The following is an 18546-nucleotide window of genomic DNA, read 5'->3' on the forward strand; positions in this document are numbered from 1 at the left end:
GGGTCTCCTGGTGGTTCAGGCGTCGGTCTCAGGTGTCAATGTCGGCGTCGTCAGCGTGGGCGTTGAGCGCAGGTGCTCAGGATTTCGGGACGAGGCGCTGCAGTTGGGCGATCGAGCGGTCGAGCAGGAAGCCGACGCCGCCGATGATCACGATGGCCACCACGATGCTGGGGGTGTTCAGCGCATTCCATTCGTTCCAGACGAAGTGACCCATCCCGCGCCCGCCGACGATCATCTCGGCGGCGACGATCACCAGCCAGGCGGTGGAGAGCGCGGTGCGCAGACCGGTCACGATGGCCGGCAGCGTGGCCGGAAGCAGGACCTTGAAGACCCGGGTCTTGGTGTCGGTCTCCAGGGACTTCGCGAGGTCCAGGAACAGCGGGTTGACCCGGCGCACCCCGTCGATGGTCGAGACCAGGATCGGCCAGAGCGCGGCCATGAAGATCACGAAGATCGCGGTCATCTGGGAGTCCCGCAGCAGGGCAAGGCCCAGCGGCAGCCAGGCCAGGGGTGAGACGGGACGCAGGATCTGGATGAACGGATCCATGCCGTCGTGGATCACCCGGGAGGTGCCCAGCAGCAGCCCCAGCGGCACCGCGATGATCGCGGCCAGCCCGAAGCCCAGGAGCACCCGCTGGATGGAGGCGAGCAGGTGGTAGAAGATGCCCACGTTGTTGGGTCCATCCAGCAGAAAGGCTGTCCCGAGCATCTCCAGCAGCCGGTCCCAGGTGGCCCCGGGAGTCGGCGCCAGGCCGCCGTCGTCGAGCCCCACCGTCGCCAGGTGCCAGAGACCGATGAACCCCAGGAAGAAGATCACGAAGAGCCCGGTGGTCTGGAACCGGTCCCGGGTGCGCTGAGCCTTCGCGCGCTGCTGCAGCGCCTCCGGGGCGGTGTTGGTGTGCGGCTTCTGCGCGGTGTCGGTGATCTCAGCGGCCTGAGTGGTCGGGGTGCTCATAGGTTCACCTGTTTCTCGGTCCAGGGCAGGGGGTTCGCCGGGTCGAACGTGCGTCCGATGATGGTCTCGGTCTTCCGAGGGGTGGTGTCTGCGCCGAGCGCCTCCAGGATCGGGGTCGCGGCGTCGGGGTCCAGGACCTGGCGCACCGCGGACTGATAGTCCGCCGCGGTGTCGTAGCCGGCCGTGGGCGCGAGGTCCCAGCGCTGGAGCTGGGTCAGCGCCCAGATCGCATAGGACTCGTGCGGGTAGGGACGGAAGCCGATGCGGTCCTCCACCGACTGGGTGGCCCCGGTGCCGTCCTCGAACTCGCCGGTGAGCACCGCCGCGATGACCGCTGGGTCCTGGCTGAGGAACGCGCGCCCCGCCATCGTCTCTGCGGCGTCGGCGCGGTTCTCTGCCTTGTCGGTCCACATGGCTGAATCGCCGATCGCCCGCAGCAGCGTGGTGTAGGTGTTCGGATACGCGGTGGCGAACTCGTCGGCCACGGTGAAGCTGCAGCAGGGGTGGCCGTCCCAGAGGTCCTTGGAGAGCATGTGCAGGTAGCCGGCGCCGAGAGCGACGGCGCGCTGGTTGAACGGGTCCGGTGCCAGGAACCCGTCGATGTCGCCCACGTTGAGCGAGGCGACCATGTCCGAGGGACGCATCACCTGGATGCCGACGTCGTAGTCCGGGTCCAGACCGCCCAGCGCGAGGTAGTCCCGCAGGAGCAGGTTATGACCCGAGTAGTCGAAGGGCACGGCGATGGTCAGCCCGCGGAAGTCCTCCGCCTCGCGCACCCGGTTCATATGCTGCGTGCCCAGTGTTATCGCCTGACCATTGACATTGGTGATGTAGGGCAGCCGAGAGTCACGCTGACCGGCGGCGAAGTTGTGATGGATGCCCAGCGGCATCGGGATGAGCATCTGGGTGGCGTCGAGCTCACCGGCGACGTAGGCGATCCACAGCTCGCCCCAGCCGGTGTAGCGCTGCAGGGTCACGTTGAGCCCGTACTGCTCGAAGATCCCCATGGCGGCCGCATTGATGATCGGTGAGGAACAGGTGATCGGCACGAATCCGATGGTGACATCGCGGATCTCCAGCTCACCGGCCGGTTCCATCGCGGCGCTGAAATCGATTCCGAGCGGGTTCGTGTTCGGAGTCCCTCCGGTGGGGGTGCACCCGGCGAGCAGGCTGGCGCCCAGGGCCCCGCCGCCGAGGCCGAGCAGATTGCGTCGGGAGAGGTGGCGGTGTCCCACGGTCACCACTTGTAGTCGAGGAACTTGCCGTCGAAGGTCACGACGACGCGGTCCCCCTCCGGGTCGGCGCGGCGCTGGATGTCGAGCTGGAAGTTGATCGCGCTCATGATCCCATCGCCGAACTCCTCGTGGATCAGCTCCTTGATCGTGGGACCGTAGACCATGACAGCTTCCTGGAAGCGGTAGATGGTCGGATCGGACAAGTCGTCCTCGCTCAGGGGTCCACGGTAGGGCTGCATCTGCAGCGCTTCGACGACGGCGTCGTCCAGGCTCAGCAGCTCCTGCACCACGGCGGCCTGCGCGGCGGTCATGGGATGGCTGCCGAGCAGCGCGGCGGTGCTCCACTCCTTCGCCACACCGAGCTGCTCGGCGATCTGCGCCCAGCTGATTCCCGCCCGGTATCGGGCGACTCGAACGTGCTCGGCGGCTTCTCTCTTGCTGATGAACGGTTCCACGTGTCTCGGCCTCCTCGATCGGTGGCGCCGGACCGGAACGGCTCCGGCGCGGTTCCGAACCTAGGTCGGCGCGAATCCGGCCGACAAGGCGATTCGCGCGGAACATCTGACGATTCACGCAAGCGGCACGGGTTTAACGCCACCGAAATATCTGGGCATCTTGAGGGAAACAGCGCGCTCCTAGGATTGTGGAACAACGGCGATGGTGTCGGAAGGAGATGCATCTCGAGATGACCTTCGACGGCGGGGGAGTTCTACGCTCCCTGATTGACGCAGCCCCCACCCCGCTGTGGCTCATCGAGCCCGACGGGTCGGTCGCGCTGGTGAACGAGGCCGCAGCCACGGTGCTGGGCTACAGCGAGGGCAGAACCCTCCTGGGCCGTTGCAGCCACGAGGCTCTGCACCCCCGGCACGCAGACGGCTCCCCATATCCGCGGGAGGCCTGTCCGATCGTGGCGGCCTCGGGAACCGTGGGTCACAGTCACGCCGAGGAGTTCATCGACCGGCGCGGGCGTCCGCTGCGTGTGCGCTGGCGGCTCCGTCAGCTCGAGGATTCCGATCACAAGCTGCTCACCTTCACCCCACGTCAGTCCACCGGATCGCCGGGATCGCTCGTCTCCCGACTCGAGACCGAATCCGGCGGCGGCTTCGCGGAGATCAAGACCTATATCGAATCGCATTGCCAAGATTCCACGTTGACCCCCGACCGGGTGGCCGGCCGGGCCGGGGTCTCGCTGCGCACCCTGCAGGCCATGTTTGCGCAGGAGAACACGTCCCCGGCTCAGGAGATCCGCCGAGCCCGGCTCATCCGAGGGGACCAGCTGCTTCGGCAGGGACTGAGCGTGGCCGAGTCTGCCTACTCCAGCGGGTTCAACGATGTCAGCACCTTCAGTCGTGCCTACCGGCGCGCCTACGGAAGGTCTCCGGCGCTCACCAAGGGTCAGGCCGGACTGCCGGACCTGGACTGAGCAGGATCTCCACCACGGAGCCGTCGCCGGTCGGGGCTCGGATCACGGTGCCGCTGGCTGATAGCTGCGCGCCCAACTGGTGCCGCGAAGGTCGGCCCGGACGATCGCTGGGTCAGGCCGCCGGTCCAAGTCGCCGGGACCGGGGCCGGTCCTGAAGAATCTGCAGATCCGGCGAAAGTTCCCTCGGCCCCGGCCGCCCAACCCCGATAGGATGACGGCGGTGCACCAATGACGCTGCCGTACCTGACTTAACTCCTAAGGAGCTCACACGTGGCTATTGCAACCCCGGACAAGTACAACCAGATGATCGACTCCGCAAAGGCTGGCGGCTACGCCTACCCCGCGGTGAACGTCACCAGCTCGCAGACCCTGAACGCCGCGATCCGCGGGTTCGCCGAAGCTGAGTCTGACGGCATCATCCAGGTCTCCACCGGCGGCGCCGCCTACTGGTCCGGCGCCAGCGTGAAGGACATGGTGACCGGCTCCCTCGGCTTCGCCGCCTTCGCCAAGCAGGTCGCGAAGAGCTACGGCGTGAACATCGCGCTGCACACCGACCACTGCCCCAAGGACAAGCTCGAGGGCTTCGTGCTGCCGCTGCTGGAAGCCTCAGAGGCCGAGGTCAAGGCCGGGCGCGACCCGATCTTCAACTCCCACATGTGGGACGGCTCCGCCGAGACCCTGGAGGAGAACCTGCGCATCGCCGCTGAGCTGCTGCCCCGCAGCTCGGCCGCCAAGCAGATCCTCGAGGTCGAGATCGGCACCGTCGGCGGCGAAGAGGACGGTGTGGAGAACGAGATCAACGAGAAGCTCTACACCACCATCGAAGACGCCACCGCGACCATCGAGGCCCTGGGCCTGGGCGAGCACGGCCGCTACATGACCGCGCTGACCTTCGGCAACGTCCACGGCGTCTACAAGCCCGGCGGCGTGAAGCTGCGCCCGGAGATCCTCAAGGCGATCCAGGAAGAGGCCGGTACGAAGTACGGCAAGGACGCCCCCTTCGACCTGGTCTTCCACGGCGGCTCCGGCTCCTCCGAGCAGGAGATCTCCGACGCGGTCTCCTACGGCGTGATCAAGATGAACATCGACACCGACACCCAGTACGCCTTCACCCGCCCGGTGGCCGGTCACATGTTCGCCAACTACGACGGCGTGCTCAAGATCGACGGCGAGGTCGGCAACAAGAAGACCTACGACCCGCGCGTCTGGGGCGCCAAGGCCGAAGAGTCGATGGCCGCTCGCATCGTCGAGGCCTCCCAGCGCCTCGGCTCCGCAGGCCGATCCATCAAATAAGCCCGGTCCGCTCGGCCTCCCGCGCCGAGCAACGACGACGATGGCGGCTGTCCCTTCTCCGTGAAGGGCAGCCGCCGTCGTCGTTCCCGCCCCTCCCGGGTCAAAAAATCGTAGACCTGTGGCGGGTCGTACCGCTAGAGCGCTACGACAACTCGAAAGCTCTACGATTATTTGACCGGCGGGCGGGCTGATCCGCTGAGATCACCCGGCTCATCGGCGGAATCCACCCTCGCTGTTGATGATCTGGCCGGTGATCCAGGAGGCCTCGTCGGTGCTCAGCCAGGCGATGAGCCGCGCCGGGTCATCAGGTTCACCGAATCGGCCCAGCGGGAACATCGCCGCGACGTCGTTCCAGAGATCAGGTCCCAGGTAACCGGTGTCCACCGGCCCAGGGTTCACCGTGTTGACCCGGATGCCCCGGCTGATCAGCTGCTCCGAGAGCGTGGTCGTGATGCCTGCCAGCGCGGCCTTCGCCGCGGCGTAGGCCACCTCGCCGGGCATGGGCCCCAGGCCCTGCGCGGAGGTCAGGAAGATCAGGGATCCTGCGGTGCCGGGGCGGTGCTGCTGCAGGTAGGCCTGGGCCAGCAGGATCGAGGCTCGAGTGTTCACCGCCCAGTGCTGATCCAGCTGCGCCGCCGTGAGATCACCGAGTGGCCCATCGTGGCCGCTGAGTGCCTGATTGCAGACCAGTGCATCGATCGGGCCCAGTGCGGAGGTCGCCGCCTGCATCACCTGGGCCGGACCGGCGGGATCGGCCAGGTCAGCATGGACGTCCGCGACCCGGGCGTCTCCGACCAGGTGGCTGCGGACGCCGTCGAGCACCAGTGCGATGTCATCGGCACCCCAGGGCTGCTCACGGTCATGCGGGGTGAAGTGGTGGCAGAAGACGCTGGCCCCGTAGGCGGCCATCCGGCACGCGGTGGCGTAGCCGATCCCGGCCCGCCGGCTCACCCCGGTGATCAGCACCCTCCGGCCCCGCAGGGGGAGCGGGTCACGGGAAAGGTCAGTGGCGGGGGTCGGCTCCATGGGGTCATTCGATCACATCAGACGTCCCAGCCGGAGCGGTAGCTGCGCTGGGCGAGCAGGGTCGCGAGCTCCGCGTGGACCTCGACGGTCTTCTCGAGCCGCGCCCGTCGGTCGGGGGTCTGGAACTACTGGGTCTCAGTGTCGCCGCGATCCTGCCGCAGAGGGCTGTCGCGGCCCCGGCGGCGGATCCGCATGCCTGCCAGAAGACCCGTGGACAGCAGTCCCAGGATGAGGAGAGCCATGCCCAGAGCGGTGAGGGTGAGTGTGGCGGGCGACGCGCCGGGAATATGCGTGGTGTCTGAGAGCGGCGCGTGCGCGAACCAGCCGAAGGAAGTGGGCGGACGGTTCACCGCGAGCAGGCCGGCGGTGATCAGTCCCGCGGCAGCCACCTACCCGATCACTTCTCTGCGCGACGCGTCCACGCCTCGATCATAGCGACGCCTCCGCCGACCAGGCAGAGGCTCGCAGCCACGGCCGCCATCACCGCCGGGTCCCAGCCGCCCTGGACCAGTCCGAAGCCGGCCGATCCCACCGCCTGCCCGGTCGCGAGCGCGATGAACAACAGGGACGTGCCGGCCCCGGCGTGATCGGGCCAGACCTGCCGGGCCCAGAGGATCAGCACCCCGGACAGCGCCATGTATCCGGCGCCGAAGATCGCCATGCTGGCATACGCAGCCGGCCCCGATTCCGTCACCAGGGCCCATGCCAGGACGCCGCTGGCGAGTGCAAGCAGGCCCGCGGTGACGCTGAAGCCGGCGTGTTCGCCCACGCGGGTCACCAGCACGCCGGTGAAGGTGCCGAGCAGTCCGCCCGCGCCCAGCGCGATCCAGAGCCAGCCCACCTGATCCGCGGCCACCACGCCGGAATCGGTGACGAGCAGCGGGCCGAACGTCCAGATCAGCGCAGATCCCGCGCCGGCGACGACAGCGGCGGCTCCCGGCACAGCCAGCTTCCGCCACGCGGGCCGAGCGGCCATGGAAGCGACCGACCCCGAGCTGGAACGCTCCCCCCGAGTCGAGGCGCCGCCCGCACGGCCCCCGACCTGTCCGCCCAGCTCCGAGTGTCCGCGCAGCGGAAGGAGCACCGCCGCGGCGGCGGCCGCGGAGAGCCCGGCCATCACCACCCACGCCGACCCAGCCGACGGCGCGAGGAACGCCACCAGCCCGGCGCCGATCACACCGACTCCGGTTCCGGTGTTCACCACCGACTGGGCGGTGGCCCGCGCTCGCAGAGCGACCACCGCGTCGATCACCGGCACCAGCGCGGGGGACGCGAAGCCCCCGCCCATCCCGGCGATCACCACCGATGCGACGAAGAAGATCGGCTCCGAGGCCACCGCCACGCCCAGTGACCCCAGGGTCGCGGTCGCTCCGGCGAGGACGAGCCCCACCCGAGGACGTCGATCCACCAGTCGCGCCGCGACGACCGCGGCCACCGAGTAGGCGATGAACTGCGCGGCCGCAGCCCAGCCGAGCACCTCGGCCAGGTCAGGCCGCTCGGCCGCCAGCCGCGGAGCGAAGAGCCCGACGCCGAAGCGGGCCATCCCATATGTGGCGGCGATCAGCAGCATCCCCGCCACCGCAGTGCCGAGGCCTGAGCGTCGTGGAACCTGCCTTGGGGCTGGTCCGGCGGCAGGGGCGGCAGTCCGCCCAGCGGTGTCGAGCATCAGAGTCCTCCGAGGGTGCAGGCGAGCAAGGTATAACGCACGTTTCACTGAAGCGAACGTTATACTATTTTCATGGCCAACCCACAGCTCACCCGGACGCGAATTCTGGACGCGGCCGAGGGACTCTTCTTCCACGACGGCATCGCAAGCACCGGCGTCGATCGCGCCGCCGCGGCCGCAGGGGTCTCGATCGTGACGCTCTACAAGCACTTCGGCTCCAAGGACAACCTGCTGCGCGAGATCCTCGCCCGCCGGCTCCAGGACTGGAGCACCCACTGGGAGTCAGCGATCGCCGCGGCAGAATCACCGCGCGAACGCGTGCTCGCCATCTTCGATGCGATCGAGACCTTCCGGGCATCGGCGGGGGAGACGCAGTGGTGCTGCTTCCTGGCCACTGCCTCGGAGCGCCCAGCGCCGACCCCGGGCAGCGAGGATCCGGTCTTTGACCTGATTCGTCAGGACACCGCGATGGTCACCAAGAGACTGACCTCGCTCGCGACAGACGCGGGCTGCCCGGACCCGGGGTCCGGGGCCGCGGCGCTCCTGCTGGTCTACAACGGGGTGCTGGCCAGCCTGCTGCGCGGGGCCCCCGCAGATCCGCTCCCCATGGCTCGGATGACCGCGGGTCTGGTCCTCGACACGTGGGCCGTCCCGCCCGTCGTCGTCCCCGGCAAGTAGCCCGAGCGAAAAAATCGTAGAGCTGCAGGTTGTCGTAGCGCTCAAGCCCTACGACAACGCAACAGCTCTACGATGATCTGCCGAGCCGCGTCACTGCGCCACCCCGATGACCCGCGCGGAGCACGGGAATGGCCGCACCCTCGGTAGGGTTAAGGCTTGGGAAATCGTCTTCAACGGCCCCCGCCTCGGGGAGCCGGACGTCCACAACAGTCGGAGAACCTCATGAACATTTCCACCCTCGCCCTGCGCACCGTCCCCGGAGCCTTCATCCTCAACGCCGGCATCGGCAAGCTCGGCCTCGACGCTGAGTCCGCCGCAGGCATGCAGGGCATGGCCGCCACCGGGGTGCCCGCCGTCAAGCAGCTCTCTCCCGAGCAGTTCGGCAAGGCCCTGGCCTGGGGTGAGATTGCCCTCGGCAGCGCACTGCTGACGCCGTTCGTGAGCAACCGCGTCGCCGGCCTTGCGCTGGGCGGCTTTGCGGCCGGCATGCTCAGCATGTACTTCCGCAACGACGGCATGACCGAGTCCGACGGTGTCCGCCCCACTCAGGACGGCACCCCGCTGGCCAAGGATGCCTGGCTCGCTGCCATCGCGATCGCACTGGTGAGCTCCGGCAAGAAGGCCAGCAACAAGAAGAAGTGAACCGCCTGGATTCGGCTGCCGGCCGCTGATTCGGGGGAACGGACCCGGTGGATCCGTTCCCGGCATCTGATCCGGCCACGCTGATCCCTGCAGAAAGCGACGTGTATGACCCGCGAGAAGCTGCTCCTGCTCGATTTCGACGGCACGCTCTGCCTCGGTGACGCCCCGGTCCTCTTCTACGCCGACCGGGTGGACGCGCTGCTGGCGGAGCGGGGCCTGAGCGGGCACTTCCCGGGCACCAGCGTCCACGAGATCGTCACCCGCGGCTTCGCGGAGAACACCCTGCTGGCCCCGCAGATCCAGTACGACGACGCCGGGGTGCCGCTCACTGTGGGCAGCGAGGCCACCCACGATGACGCCAAGGCGCATCCGGTCTCCTGGCCGCTGCAGGACGGCTATCAGCTGGTCCAGCTGCTGGCCCGCCAGGCCGGACTCACCGACGCCGATTCCGGACGGTCCTTCCGGGCGGCGCGGCTGGACCTGCTGGCCCATGGGCTGGAGAACACCGACGTCCACGCGCCGTCCGGGGCCCAGGAGCTGCTCGCCGAGACCCGGCGCGGCGCCGTCGTCGTGCTGGTGACGAACTCACCGGCAGATGCATTCGCGCCCTGGCTGACGGCCCTGGGGCTGAGCGACGCCTTCGACCTGGTCATCAACGATGCTCGCAAACCCCTCGGCATGCCCGCGGCGCTGCAGCGCGCCCGGGCTGCCGGTGGGGACACGGCCGGCGGGCATGCTGCCGGTGGCGAGCCGGAGCCCCAGATCGCTCCGGACCAGGTGCTCTCCGCCGGGGACATCTGGGCCAATGATCTGGAACACGTGCACGCACTGGGCGGCACCACCGTGCTGATCGACCGATTCGGCACCGGGCTGGGCACCCCCGATCATCGTGTGCAGGACTTCGACGCCGTCGCCCGGGTGGTCGACGCCTGGTCACGCAGCACCGCGACGGTCTGACCAGAGATTCCGTCCCGCACGCCGAAGCTCTTCATCATGTAACCTGCGTCACACAGAGAACACCGCTGTGTTAACAGTGCGTGACAGGTTGACCAACTGACCTGTTCCAGGTGGAGGGTGCGGCAACGCGCCCCTAGAGTGCATTGTGGAATCGCACGAGGTCAGCGGCATGACGCCGGCGGCCTCGCGCGTGACTCTCCGGAATTCGCAGCACCTTCGGTGCCGCGAAGCGCAGCACCGGGGTCGCCCTGGCACCTTGATGAAGAGGAAATTCCATATGCGTAAGAAGACTCTGTCCACGTTCGCGCTGGCGAGCGTGTTGACTCTGACCATGGCCGGCTGTGTGGCCGAAGAGGGCGAGACCGGCGGCGACGAGGAGGCCGAAGCCGGCGACTCCGAGACTGCTGTGATCAGCAGCGTCGACGAGATCGTCATTGCGCTCGTCCCCTCCAACGACGTCGACAACATCGTGGAGAGCGCTGAGCCGCTCGCGGATGCGCTCAGCGACGCACTCGACGGCTTCCCGGTCCGCGCGGAAGAGACCCAGGACTACCTGGGGGCCATCACCGCCATGCAGACCGGCGACGCGCAGGTCGTGATGTCCGGACCCGTGGGCATGATCCAGGCCGAGGAGCAGGCCGACGCCGTGCCGATCACCCAGTCGATCCGCTATGGCTCCGACGTCTACGTGACCCAGTGGTTCACCAACGACCCGGACACCTACTGCATGGATGAGCCCGTGGACGTCCCCGACGACGACGGCAACACCATGCTCTTCTGCAACGGCACCGATGAGGCCGAGCCCGGAGCCGTCGGCGAAGAGGCCCTCGAGATGATCGAAGCGGGCACCACCGTCTCCTACGTGGACCAGGGCTCAGCCTCGGGCTACTACTACCCGGCCACCCAGCTCAACGATCTGCTCGGCTTCGCCCCGGGTGAGGGCGACATCGACGAGCAGTTCGCCGGAAGCCACGACAACTCCGTGATCAACGTCTACAACGACAGCGCCACGATCGGCACCTCCTTCGACGACGCTCGCGAGAACGTCGTCGCCGAGAACCCCGATGTGGGTGAAGAGGTCGTGGTCTTCGCCTGGGCCGGCCCGATCCCGAACGACGGCATCGTGGTCTCCTCCGAGTTCACCGAGGAGGAACAGGCCACCCTGACCGAAGCCTGGCTCGCCGTGGCCGAGGACGAGGACGGCCTCGCCGCACTCGATGAGGTCTACGAGATCGAAGGAATGGTCGAAGCCGATCAGGACGCGCTGGACGGCGCTCGCCAGGTCTACAACGACTTCGGCGATGAGTGACCTCTAGCACCCCCTCAGAGAGGAAGCAGTCCTCCAGCAGTCGGTGACCCGGGTGCGCAGCTCGTACGCTTGAGGCGTGAGCTGCGCACCCGGACCCGGCTAGGACACCAGATCATGATCACTTTCGAGAACATCGACGTCGTCTACCCCAATGGATTCAAGGGGCTGAGCAACGTCAATCTGCAGATCAACAAGGGCGAGTTCGTGGCCATCGTGGGGCTCTCAGGCGCCGGCAAGTCCACCCTGATCCGCACGATCAACGGACTGGTCCCCTTCACCTCGGGCACCCTGACCGTCGGCGACGACGTCGTGGACCCGCGCAGCAAGGCCAAGCTGCGCCGGCTGCGCTCCCGGGTGGGGATGATCTTCCAGTCCTTCAACCTGGTCACCCGGATCTCGGTGCTGAACAACGTCCTGGTCGGGCGCTCCGCAGAGACCCCCACCTGGCGGTCGCTGCTCGGCTGGTACCGCGCCGAGGACAAGGAGCTCGCATTCCAGTCCCTGGAACGCGTCGGCATCGTGGACAAGGCCTATATGCGGGCCTCCTCGCTCTCCGGCGGCCAGCAGCAGCGTGTGGCCATCGCCCGGGTGCTCGCCCAGGACCCCGAGGTGATCCTCGCCGACGAGCCGGTCGCCTCCCTGGACCCGCCGACCGCACACAAGGTGATGCGTGACCTGCGCCGGATCCAGCAGGAGCTGGGGATCACCACCATCGTGAACATGCACCACCTCGACCTCGCCCGCAGCTACGCCGATCGCATCATCGGGATGCGCGCCGGTGAGGTGGTATTCGACGGTCCCGTGGAAGAGGCGACCGACGCGATCATCGAAGAGGTCTATCAGCGCTCGCTGACCGCCGAGGACATCGTGGCGTCAGACTCTGCCACCCAGGGCACCGTCACCTCTGCAGCGGCCCAGGACTGACGCGTGGCCATCACCTCCGGCACCTCCAGTCACAGCACCGCCAGTCACAGTCCCGCCACGCACGGGGCCAGCACGCTCGGTGCGACCCCGCGCCCCGAGGCGCCGAAGCCCAGCGGGCTGGTCTACCTCGGGCTGGGCGGGCTCGCCGTCGTCGCGTTCATCATCTTCTGGATCACCGGGGTCTCCGGCAACATCCTGCTGATCCCGCTGGGCTTCGTGACGCTGTGGGCCCCGCTGTACCCGGTGATCGGGCTGGCCGTGATGCTGCTGACGCTGCTGGTCTGCTTCCGCGCGCGGACCAACACCATGGGAGCCTTCGGCGCCCTGGCCTTCATCATCATGAGCTACTGGGCCGGCTCCACGGTGAACTTCACGCTGCTGGAGATCCCCGAACGCTGGTCCAACGTCGAGCCTCGGCTCATGGCGTTCCTGGATCCGAACTGGAGCTACATCTGGACGGTGCGGGACCAGTGGCTGATCACCCTCTCGATGGCAGTGGTCGCCACATTGATCGGCTGCGCCATCGGCCTGGTGCTGGCGATGTTCGCGTCCCCGGTCTCCAGCCCGAACAAGGGCGTCTCGCAGGCGATCAAGGCGGTGAACTCGGTCATCCGCTCGATCCCGGATGTCGGCTGGGCGCTGCTGTTCGTCGCGTTCATCGGCGGCACCGCCCACGGGCTCGGCCCGATGGCCGGTGTGCTGGCGCTGCTGATGTTCAACATCGGCATCGTGGCCAAGCTGCTCAGCGAGACCATCGACTCGGTGAACCCCGGCCCGGTGGAGGCCGCCGATGCCGCCGGGGCGAACCTGACCCAGCGCAACCGGCTCGCGATCCTTCCCCAGGTGCTGCCGGGCTTCGTCTCCTACGGGCTCTACGTCTTTGAGCTGAACATCCGCGCCTCGGCCGCGCTGGGCATCGTGGGAGTGGGCGGCATCGGCTCGGCCATGATGCTGCAGCTGAACCGCTTCGCCTTCGAGAACGTCGCCGCCATCCTGATCGCGCTGATCATTGTGGTGCTGCTGGTCGACATGTTCTCCATGTACATCCGGAGGAAGCTGCTGTGAGCAATCGAGGAACCAACGCCGGTCCGGGCAGCGCCTCGCGCACTGAGCCGCGCTTCGCCCCGGACGCGCTGGACCGGCGCCCCGTGAAGCCCTCCAAGCTCGGCTACAACGTTGGCATGCTGGTCGTCGGGATCATCTTCATCGCCGCGATCTACGGGACCGGCATGGACGTCCGCGCGCTGGTGGACCTGCCGGCGAGCATCATCCAATACGGCCAGCTCATGGCCCAGGGCGTCTTCCAGGTCCCCGACGAGACCGTGGCCGGCTACTGGACCCAGTCCTTCGCCGCGATGTTCGAGTCCGTGGCGATCGCCTGGGTCGGCACGATGGTCGGCGCGCTGTTCTCACTGCCGCTGGGATTCATGGCCGCGCGGAACATGTCCCCGCTGCCGGTCTACGTCGTGGTCCGCTTCATCCTCTCGGTGATCCGCGCGGTGCCCGAGATCATCTTCGCCATCGCGATCATGCTCCCGCTCTTCGGCTTCGGCTCTGGCGGCGGCGGAGCACTGGCCGGTGCGATGGCGCTGGGCATCAGCTCCATCGGCACCCTCTCGAAGCTCATCTCCGAGGCGATCGAAGCGGTCGACGGCGGTCCGCTGGAGTCCTCCCGGGCCTCGGGGAGCAACCACCTGCAGCTGATCCGCTGGGCGGTGCTGCCCCAGGTGATGCCCGAGGTCATCGCGATCTGGCTCTACCGCTTCGAGGTCAACATCCGCGCCTCGGCGATCCTCGGCGTGCTGGGGGCCGGCGGCATCGGTTCGCTGCTCTCCACGGTCTTCGGCGCCCGCGACTGGGACCGGATCGGCATCGTGCTGGTCGTGATCATCGTGGTCACCATGCTGGTGGATCAGATCTCCGCGTTCATCCGGCACCGGGTGATCCACGGTGCGGGCGTCCGCAGCGGCGGGGGAGAGCCCCACGACGACGACGGCGCACCCGGTCCCGGCGCAGGCCCCGAGGCCGGCACAACGGTGGAGGACGACCCGGCCCCGAAGTCCGCCCGAGCCGCCGCCGGTCTCTGACCGAGGTCCTCCGCGGTGAACCCGCGGTGAGGCCCATAGGAAGGGGCGCGGACTGCGAATTTCGTGGAGGAATCTTGGCAGTAGGATGTGGCCATGAGCATCGTTGGTCAAAATTTGATGGAGCCGGAGCCCACGTTGCTTCCGGCCGAGCCTGAAGTCTCCGAATCGCTGGCCACCGGCGAGGAGCCCGTGGATCTCGCGGCGAAGCACCCGGAGTCCTCACTGGTCTGGGCGCTGCTCGCCGAGGACGCGCTGGACCAGGGTTACACCGTGGAGGGCTATGCCTACGCCCGCGCCGGCTACCACCGCGGCCTCGACGTGCTGCGCCGCTCCGGCTGGCGCGGTGCCGGTCCCGTCCCGTGGAGCCATGAGCCCAACCGCGGCTTCCTGCGTGCCCTGGGCGCGCTGGGCCAGGCTGCGGCCGCCATCGGCGAGACCGCCGAGGTCGAGCGGATCACCACGCTGCTGCGTGACTGCGACCCCTCAGCTCCCGAGGCGATCAGCCGGCTGCGCTGACCCTTCAGGTAATCACGCGGAAGGGTTGTTCGAACGATGGCTAAGCTGTACTTCCGTTACGGTGCGATGAATTCAGGCAAGTCCACCGGACTGTTGCAGGCGGCGTTCAACTACGAGGAGCGCGGGCAACGGGTTCTGCTCACCAAGCCGCAGGTCGACACCAAGGGTGAGGATGAGATCGTCTCCCGCCTGGGAGTGACCCGCAACGTCGACTTCCTCATCCCGCCGCAGGCTCCGCTGCGCGAACTGGTGGCACAGCATGCGGCCGGCACCACCCCGGGGACGCTGCTCGATGACATGGAAGCAGAATCGGGCGCACTGAACCGGCAGATCAAGCCGGTGGCCTGCCTGTTGGTCGATGAGGCCCAGTTCCTCACTCCGGCCCAGGTGGAGGATCTGCTGCGCATCGCCGTGCTCGACGACGTCCCCGTCCTGGCCTATGGCATCCGCACGGACTTCCGCACGATGGCCTTCCCCGGCTCGGCCCGGCTGATGGACCTCGCCCATGCCCTGGAGGAGCTCAAGACCATCTGTCGGTGTGGGCGCAAGGCGGTGTTCAACACTCGACGCGCCGGTGAGGCCATCATCTTCGACGGCGATCAGGTAGCGATCGACGGCACCGACATCTGGTACGAATCCCTCTGCGCGGCCTGTTACCTGGAGGCCTCGGGCGGGCGTCTGGGCTGAGTCGTGTCAGGTCCAAACCCCGCGTCGACCGACGTTGGTAGGATCTACAGGGACGCCTTTGCTGTTGCGGGTGCTCCCAGACCAGCTCAGCTCGGGAAAGGACTGCCATGCCAGCCATTGTGATCGTCGGAGCCCAGTGGGGCGACGAAGGTAAGGGCAAGGCCACGGACCTGCTCGGTTCACGGGTCGACTACGTGGTGAAGCCCAATGGCGGCAACAACGCAGGCCATACCGTCGTCGTCGGCGGTGAGAAGTTCGAGCTCAAGCTCCTTCCCGCGGGAATCCTGTCCCCGAACGCCGTGCCGGTGATCGGCAACGGCGTCGTCGTGAACCTGGAGGCGCTCTTCCACGAGATCGACGGCCTCGAGGCGCGCGGAGCGGACACCTCCAAGCTGAAGATCTCAGCGAACGCGCACCTGGTCGCGCCCTACCACCAGACCATGGACAAGGTCACCGAGCGATTCCTCGGCAAGCGCGCCATCGGCACCACCGGCCGCGGCATCGGCCCCACCTACATGGACAAGGTCGCCCGGCTCGGCATCCGAGTGCAGGACATCTTCGACGAGTCGATCCTCCGGCAGAAGATCGAGGGCGCGCTGCGCCAGAAGAACGAGCTCCTGGTGAAGCTCTACAACCGCCGGGCCATCGCGGTCGATGAGATCGCCGAGTACTTCCTGGACTTCGCCGAGCGGCTCCGGCCCATGGTCGTGGACACCACCATCCTGCTCAACGACGCGCTGGACCGCGGCGAGGTCGTGCTGATGGAGGGCGGCCAGGCGACCTACCTCGACGTCGACCACGGCACCTACCCGTTCGTGACCTCGTCGAACCCGACGGCGGGCGGCGCCTCCGTCGGCTCCGGCATCGGGCCGACGCGGATCAAGCGCTCCATCGGCATCGTGAAGGCCTACACCACCCGTGTGGGTGCCGGTCCGTTCCCGACCGAGCTCTTCGACGAGTGGGGCGACTACCTGCAGAAGACCGGCGGCGAGTTCGGCGTCAACACCGGACGTCCGCGGCGCTGCGGCTGGTACGACGCCGTGATGGCGCGCTATGCCTCCCGGATCAACGGCTTCACCGACTTCTTCCTGACCAAGCTCGACGTGCTCACCGGCATCGACGAGATTCCGGTCTGCGTCGCCTATGAGGTCGACGGCGTCCGTCACGATGAGATGCCGATGACCCAGACGGAGTTCCACCACGCGAAGCCGGTCTTCGAGAACTACCCCGGCTGGACCGAGGACATCTCGGGTGCCCGGACGCTGGATGACCTCCCGGAGAACGCGCGTAACTACGTGCTGGCGCTGGAGAAGCTCAGCGGCTGCCGGATCTCGGGTGTGGGCGTCGGCCCCGGCCGCGACCAGGTGATCGCGATCCACGACCTGATCGAAGACTGAGGCTAGGCGCAGCACGCCTTTCTGAGGCGTCGGTCTGACGGAATTAATTCCGTTCGGCCGACGCCTTTTTCGTGTCGCGACGGACCCCGAGGGTGAACGGGGGATTCTCAACTCGGTTAGAAGTCGTTGTATAACCGGCTCTTCGCAGATGAGGGTGTAGCAACCGTTGGCGTGGCGGTGCACAGATAGATGTCGAGGCCTTCCGAAGATGGAAGTTCCTACACTGCCCATCTGAAAGACCTCGACGTGGCCAAGCCTACTTTTGCCATCCCCGATATTGATAGTTTCTGCCTGGTCGACCAGCTCGGACTCACCATCACCGGCCAGCACCTCGAAGAACGCCGAGCCGTGCTGGAATGCCGAGTCCTCCAACACGACCCCTGGTGCCGGAACTGCGGCGCCGAAGGCGTCTCGATCGGCACCGTGGTGCGCCGGATGGCCCATGTGCCGCTGGGCTGGCGGCCCACCACCCTCTTGGTTCGGGTGCGCCGCTACCGGTGCGCGGACTGCGCCCGGGTCTGGCGCCAAGACACCAGCTGCGCAGCGGCACCCCGCGCGAAGCTCAGCCGCCACGCGGTGCTCTGGGCGCTGAAATCACTGGTGATCGACCGCATGTCGATCACCCGGATCGCCGCCGGCCTCGGGGCTGCCTGGCACACCGTCAACGCCGCGGTCCTCGCTGCTGGAGCGAAGCTGCTGATCAATGACCCAGCCCGCTTCCAGGGGGTCGAGATCTTGGGAGTTGATGAGCACTGTTGGCGCCACACCGGTGCCGGCACCCACTTCGTGACCGTGATCATCGACCTGACCCCGGTCCGCAACGGCACCAGGCCGGCGCGGCTGCTCGACATGATCCCCGGCCGTTCCAAGCAGGTGTTCAAGACCTGGCTCGACGCCCAGACCACAGATTTCCGGGACAGGATCGCTGTGGTCGCGATGGACGGGTTCACCGGGTTCAAGACCGCCACGGCGGAAGAGCTGCCGCAGGCGACCGCGGTGATGGATCCCTTCCACGTGGTCGCTCTGGCAGGTGATGCGCTGGATCGGTGCCGGCAGCGGGTCCAACAGGACACCCTCGGGCACCGGGGACGTTCTGGTGATCCGCTCTACGGGACCCGCAGGACGCTTCGGACCGGCGCTGATCTGCTCACCGAGAAGCAGCATCAGCGGCTGCAGAAGGTCTTCACGGTGGATGAGCACGTCGAGGTCGAAGCGACCTGGAGGATCTATCAGAAAATCGTCACCGCCTACCGCAACCCCTCCAAGAGTGAGGGCAAGAAGCAGCTGCAGGCGGTGATCGATTCACTGCGCCGGGCGGTGCCGCGCCGATTACATGAGTTGATCAGTCTGGGTAGAACCTTCAATCGCCGGGCTGCTGACATCCTGGCCTACTTCGACCGCACTGGCACCTCCAATGGTCCTACCGAGGCGATCTGTGAGTCTGGATCTGGCTGGTCTGGGACTGGCCGGTCAGGATGGATGTCGGTCGTATCGAACCGGGTGTGACTCTCGAAGCAATTGGCCCGCTTGCGGTGTCTTCCCGTTGAATTGTCCGCCCGGGTCGGTGCGGCCGACACCGTCCGGCCCACCTCGGTGACCTCATCAGGAGACTGCCCGGCCCTCGGGCCGTGGCCCATCACAGATTCGCCCCGAAGTGACCTCTTCCCGGACCCGTGCCGGCCGCTTGGCGACCGTGACCATGTCCGTCTCGAAGAGAGGAGCGTCGATCGCCATGGCTATCGTCGCGCATA

The 18546-nt window shown here is 67.4% G+C and carries 18 protein-coding genes and 1 pseudogene; 13 read left to right on the top strand and 6 right to left on the bottom strand.

Annotated elements, in window-relative coordinates:
* Nucleotides 1-76: 76 nt before the first annotated feature.
* From BCL67_RS04885 to cynS, 3 genes are read right to left on the bottom strand one after another with little or no spacing between them, the layout of a single operon-like run.
* Entirely contained in the window at nt 77-955 is an 879-nt protein-coding gene (locus BCL67_RS04885) for an ABC transporter permease (protein ID WP_106122323.1), read from the bottom strand.
* Nucleotides 952-2196, bottom strand: a complete 1245-nt coding sequence (locus tag BCL67_RS04890) for an ABC transporter substrate-binding protein (protein WP_146131080.1) — start codon at nt 2194-2196, stop codon at nt 952-954. The genes BCL67_RS04885 and BCL67_RS04890 overlap by 4 nt, the downstream gene beginning before the upstream one ends.
* Nucleotides 2193-2645, bottom strand: a complete 453-nt coding sequence (gene cynS, locus BCL67_RS04895; protein WP_106122325.1) for a cyanase — start codon at nt 2643-2645, stop codon at nt 2193-2195. The genes BCL67_RS04890 and cynS overlap by 4 nt, the downstream gene beginning before the upstream one ends.
* A 218-nt stretch (nt 2646-2863) precedes the next feature.
* Between cynS and BCL67_RS04900 the strand changes: the two genes are divergently transcribed.
* Entirely contained in the window at nt 2864-3613 is a 750-nt protein-coding gene (locus BCL67_RS04900) for a helix-turn-helix domain-containing protein (RefSeq protein WP_106122326.1), read from the top strand.
* Between the two features lie 270 nt (nt 3614-3883).
* On the top strand, nt 3884-4906 hold the full coding sequence (gene fbaA, locus BCL67_RS04905) for a class II fructose-bisphosphate aldolase (RefSeq protein WP_106122327.1): 1023 nt from the start codon (nt 3884-3886) through the stop codon (nt 4904-4906).
* 210 nt (nt 4907-5116) lie between these two features.
* Here the strand turns inward: fbaA and BCL67_RS04910 are convergent, their stop codons facing one another.
* From BCL67_RS04910 to BCL67_RS04920, 3 genes are all read right to left on the bottom strand, one after another.
* Complete coding sequence (locus tag BCL67_RS04910) at nt 5117-5932, bottom strand: SDR family oxidoreductase (RefSeq protein ID WP_106122328.1); 816 nt, start codon at nt 5930-5932, stop codon at nt 5117-5119.
* A 125-nt stretch (nt 5933-6057) separates the two neighbouring features.
* Entirely contained in the window at nt 6058-6321 is a 264-nt protein-coding gene (locus BCL67_RS04915) for a hypothetical protein (RefSeq protein ID WP_106122329.1), read from the bottom strand.
* 8 nt (nt 6322-6329) lie between these two features.
* Nucleotides 6330-7598: an MFS transporter gene (locus tag BCL67_RS04920; protein WP_106122330.1), complete on the bottom strand. Its 1269-nt coding sequence runs from the start codon at nt 7596-7598 to the stop codon at nt 6330-6332.
* Nucleotides 7599-7670: 72 nt separating this feature from the next.
* Here BCL67_RS04920 and BCL67_RS04925 point away from each other — a divergent pair, with 72 nt between their 5' ends.
* The 11 genes and pseudogenes from BCL67_RS04925 to BCL67_RS04975 all read left to right on the top strand — a co-directional run.
* The gene (locus BCL67_RS04925; RefSeq protein WP_106122331.1) at nt 7671-8276 is read left to right on the top strand and encodes a TetR/AcrR family transcriptional regulator; all 606 of its coding nucleotides are present in this window, start codon (nt 7671-7673) and stop codon (nt 8274-8276) included.
* Between the two features lie 222 nt (nt 8277-8498).
* Nucleotides 8499-8918, top strand: a complete 420-nt coding sequence (locus BCL67_RS04930) for a hypothetical protein (protein WP_106122332.1) — start codon at nt 8499-8501, stop codon at nt 8916-8918.
* 105 nt (nt 8919-9023) lie between these two features.
* Nucleotides 9024-9875, top strand: coding sequence for an HAD family hydrolase (locus BCL67_RS04935; RefSeq protein WP_106122333.1), 852 nt, complete (start codon nt 9024-9026; stop codon nt 9873-9875).
* A gap of 277 nt (nt 9876-10152) precedes the next feature.
* Entirely contained in the window at nt 10153-11184 is a 1032-nt protein-coding gene (phnD, locus tag BCL67_RS04940; RefSeq protein ID WP_106122334.1) for a phosphate/phosphite/phosphonate ABC transporter substrate-binding protein, read from the top strand.
* Nucleotides 11185-11298: 114 nt separating this feature from the next.
* Entirely contained in the window at nt 11299-12108 is an 810-nt protein-coding gene (gene phnC / locus BCL67_RS04945; protein ID WP_106122335.1) for a phosphonate ABC transporter ATP-binding protein, read from the top strand.
* A gap of 3 nt (nt 12109-12111) precedes the next feature.
* Nucleotides 12112-13173, top strand: coding sequence for a phosphonate ABC transporter, permease protein PhnE (phnE, locus tag BCL67_RS04950; RefSeq protein ID WP_106122336.1), 1062 nt, complete (start codon nt 12112-12114; stop codon nt 13171-13173).
* Entirely contained in the window at nt 13170-14195 is a 1026-nt protein-coding gene (gene phnE, locus BCL67_RS04955; protein ID WP_258174761.1) for a phosphonate ABC transporter, permease protein PhnE, read from the top strand. The genes phnE (BCL67_RS04950) and phnE (BCL67_RS04955) overlap by 4 nt, the downstream gene beginning before the upstream one ends.
* Before the next feature lie 93 nt (nt 14196-14288).
* A complete protein-coding gene (locus BCL67_RS04960) occupies nt 14289-14711 on the top strand; it encodes a DUF3151 domain-containing protein (RefSeq protein ID WP_106122337.1) in 423 nt (140 codons plus the stop codon).
* A 36-nt stretch (nt 14712-14747) separates the two neighbouring features.
* Complete coding sequence (locus BCL67_RS04965) at nt 14748-15398, top strand: thymidine kinase (protein WP_106122338.1); 651 nt, start codon at nt 14748-14750, stop codon at nt 15396-15398.
* A gap of 107 nt (nt 15399-15505) precedes the next feature.
* A complete protein-coding gene (locus tag BCL67_RS04970; RefSeq protein WP_106122339.1) occupies nt 15506-16795 on the top strand; it encodes an adenylosuccinate synthase in 1290 nt (429 codons plus the stop codon).
* Between the two features lie 246 nt (nt 16796-17041).
* Nucleotides 17042-18229: pseudogene (locus BCL67_RS04975) on the top strand (ISL3 family transposase); the annotation flags it as partial.
* Between the last annotated feature and the right edge of the window lie 317 nt (nt 18230-18546).

Source organism: Nesterenkonia sandarakina (assembly GCF_003003175.1).
In the GTDB taxonomy this organism is placed as follows: Bacteria; Actinomycetota; Actinomycetes; order Actinomycetales; family Micrococcaceae; genus Nesterenkonia; species Nesterenkonia sandarakina_A.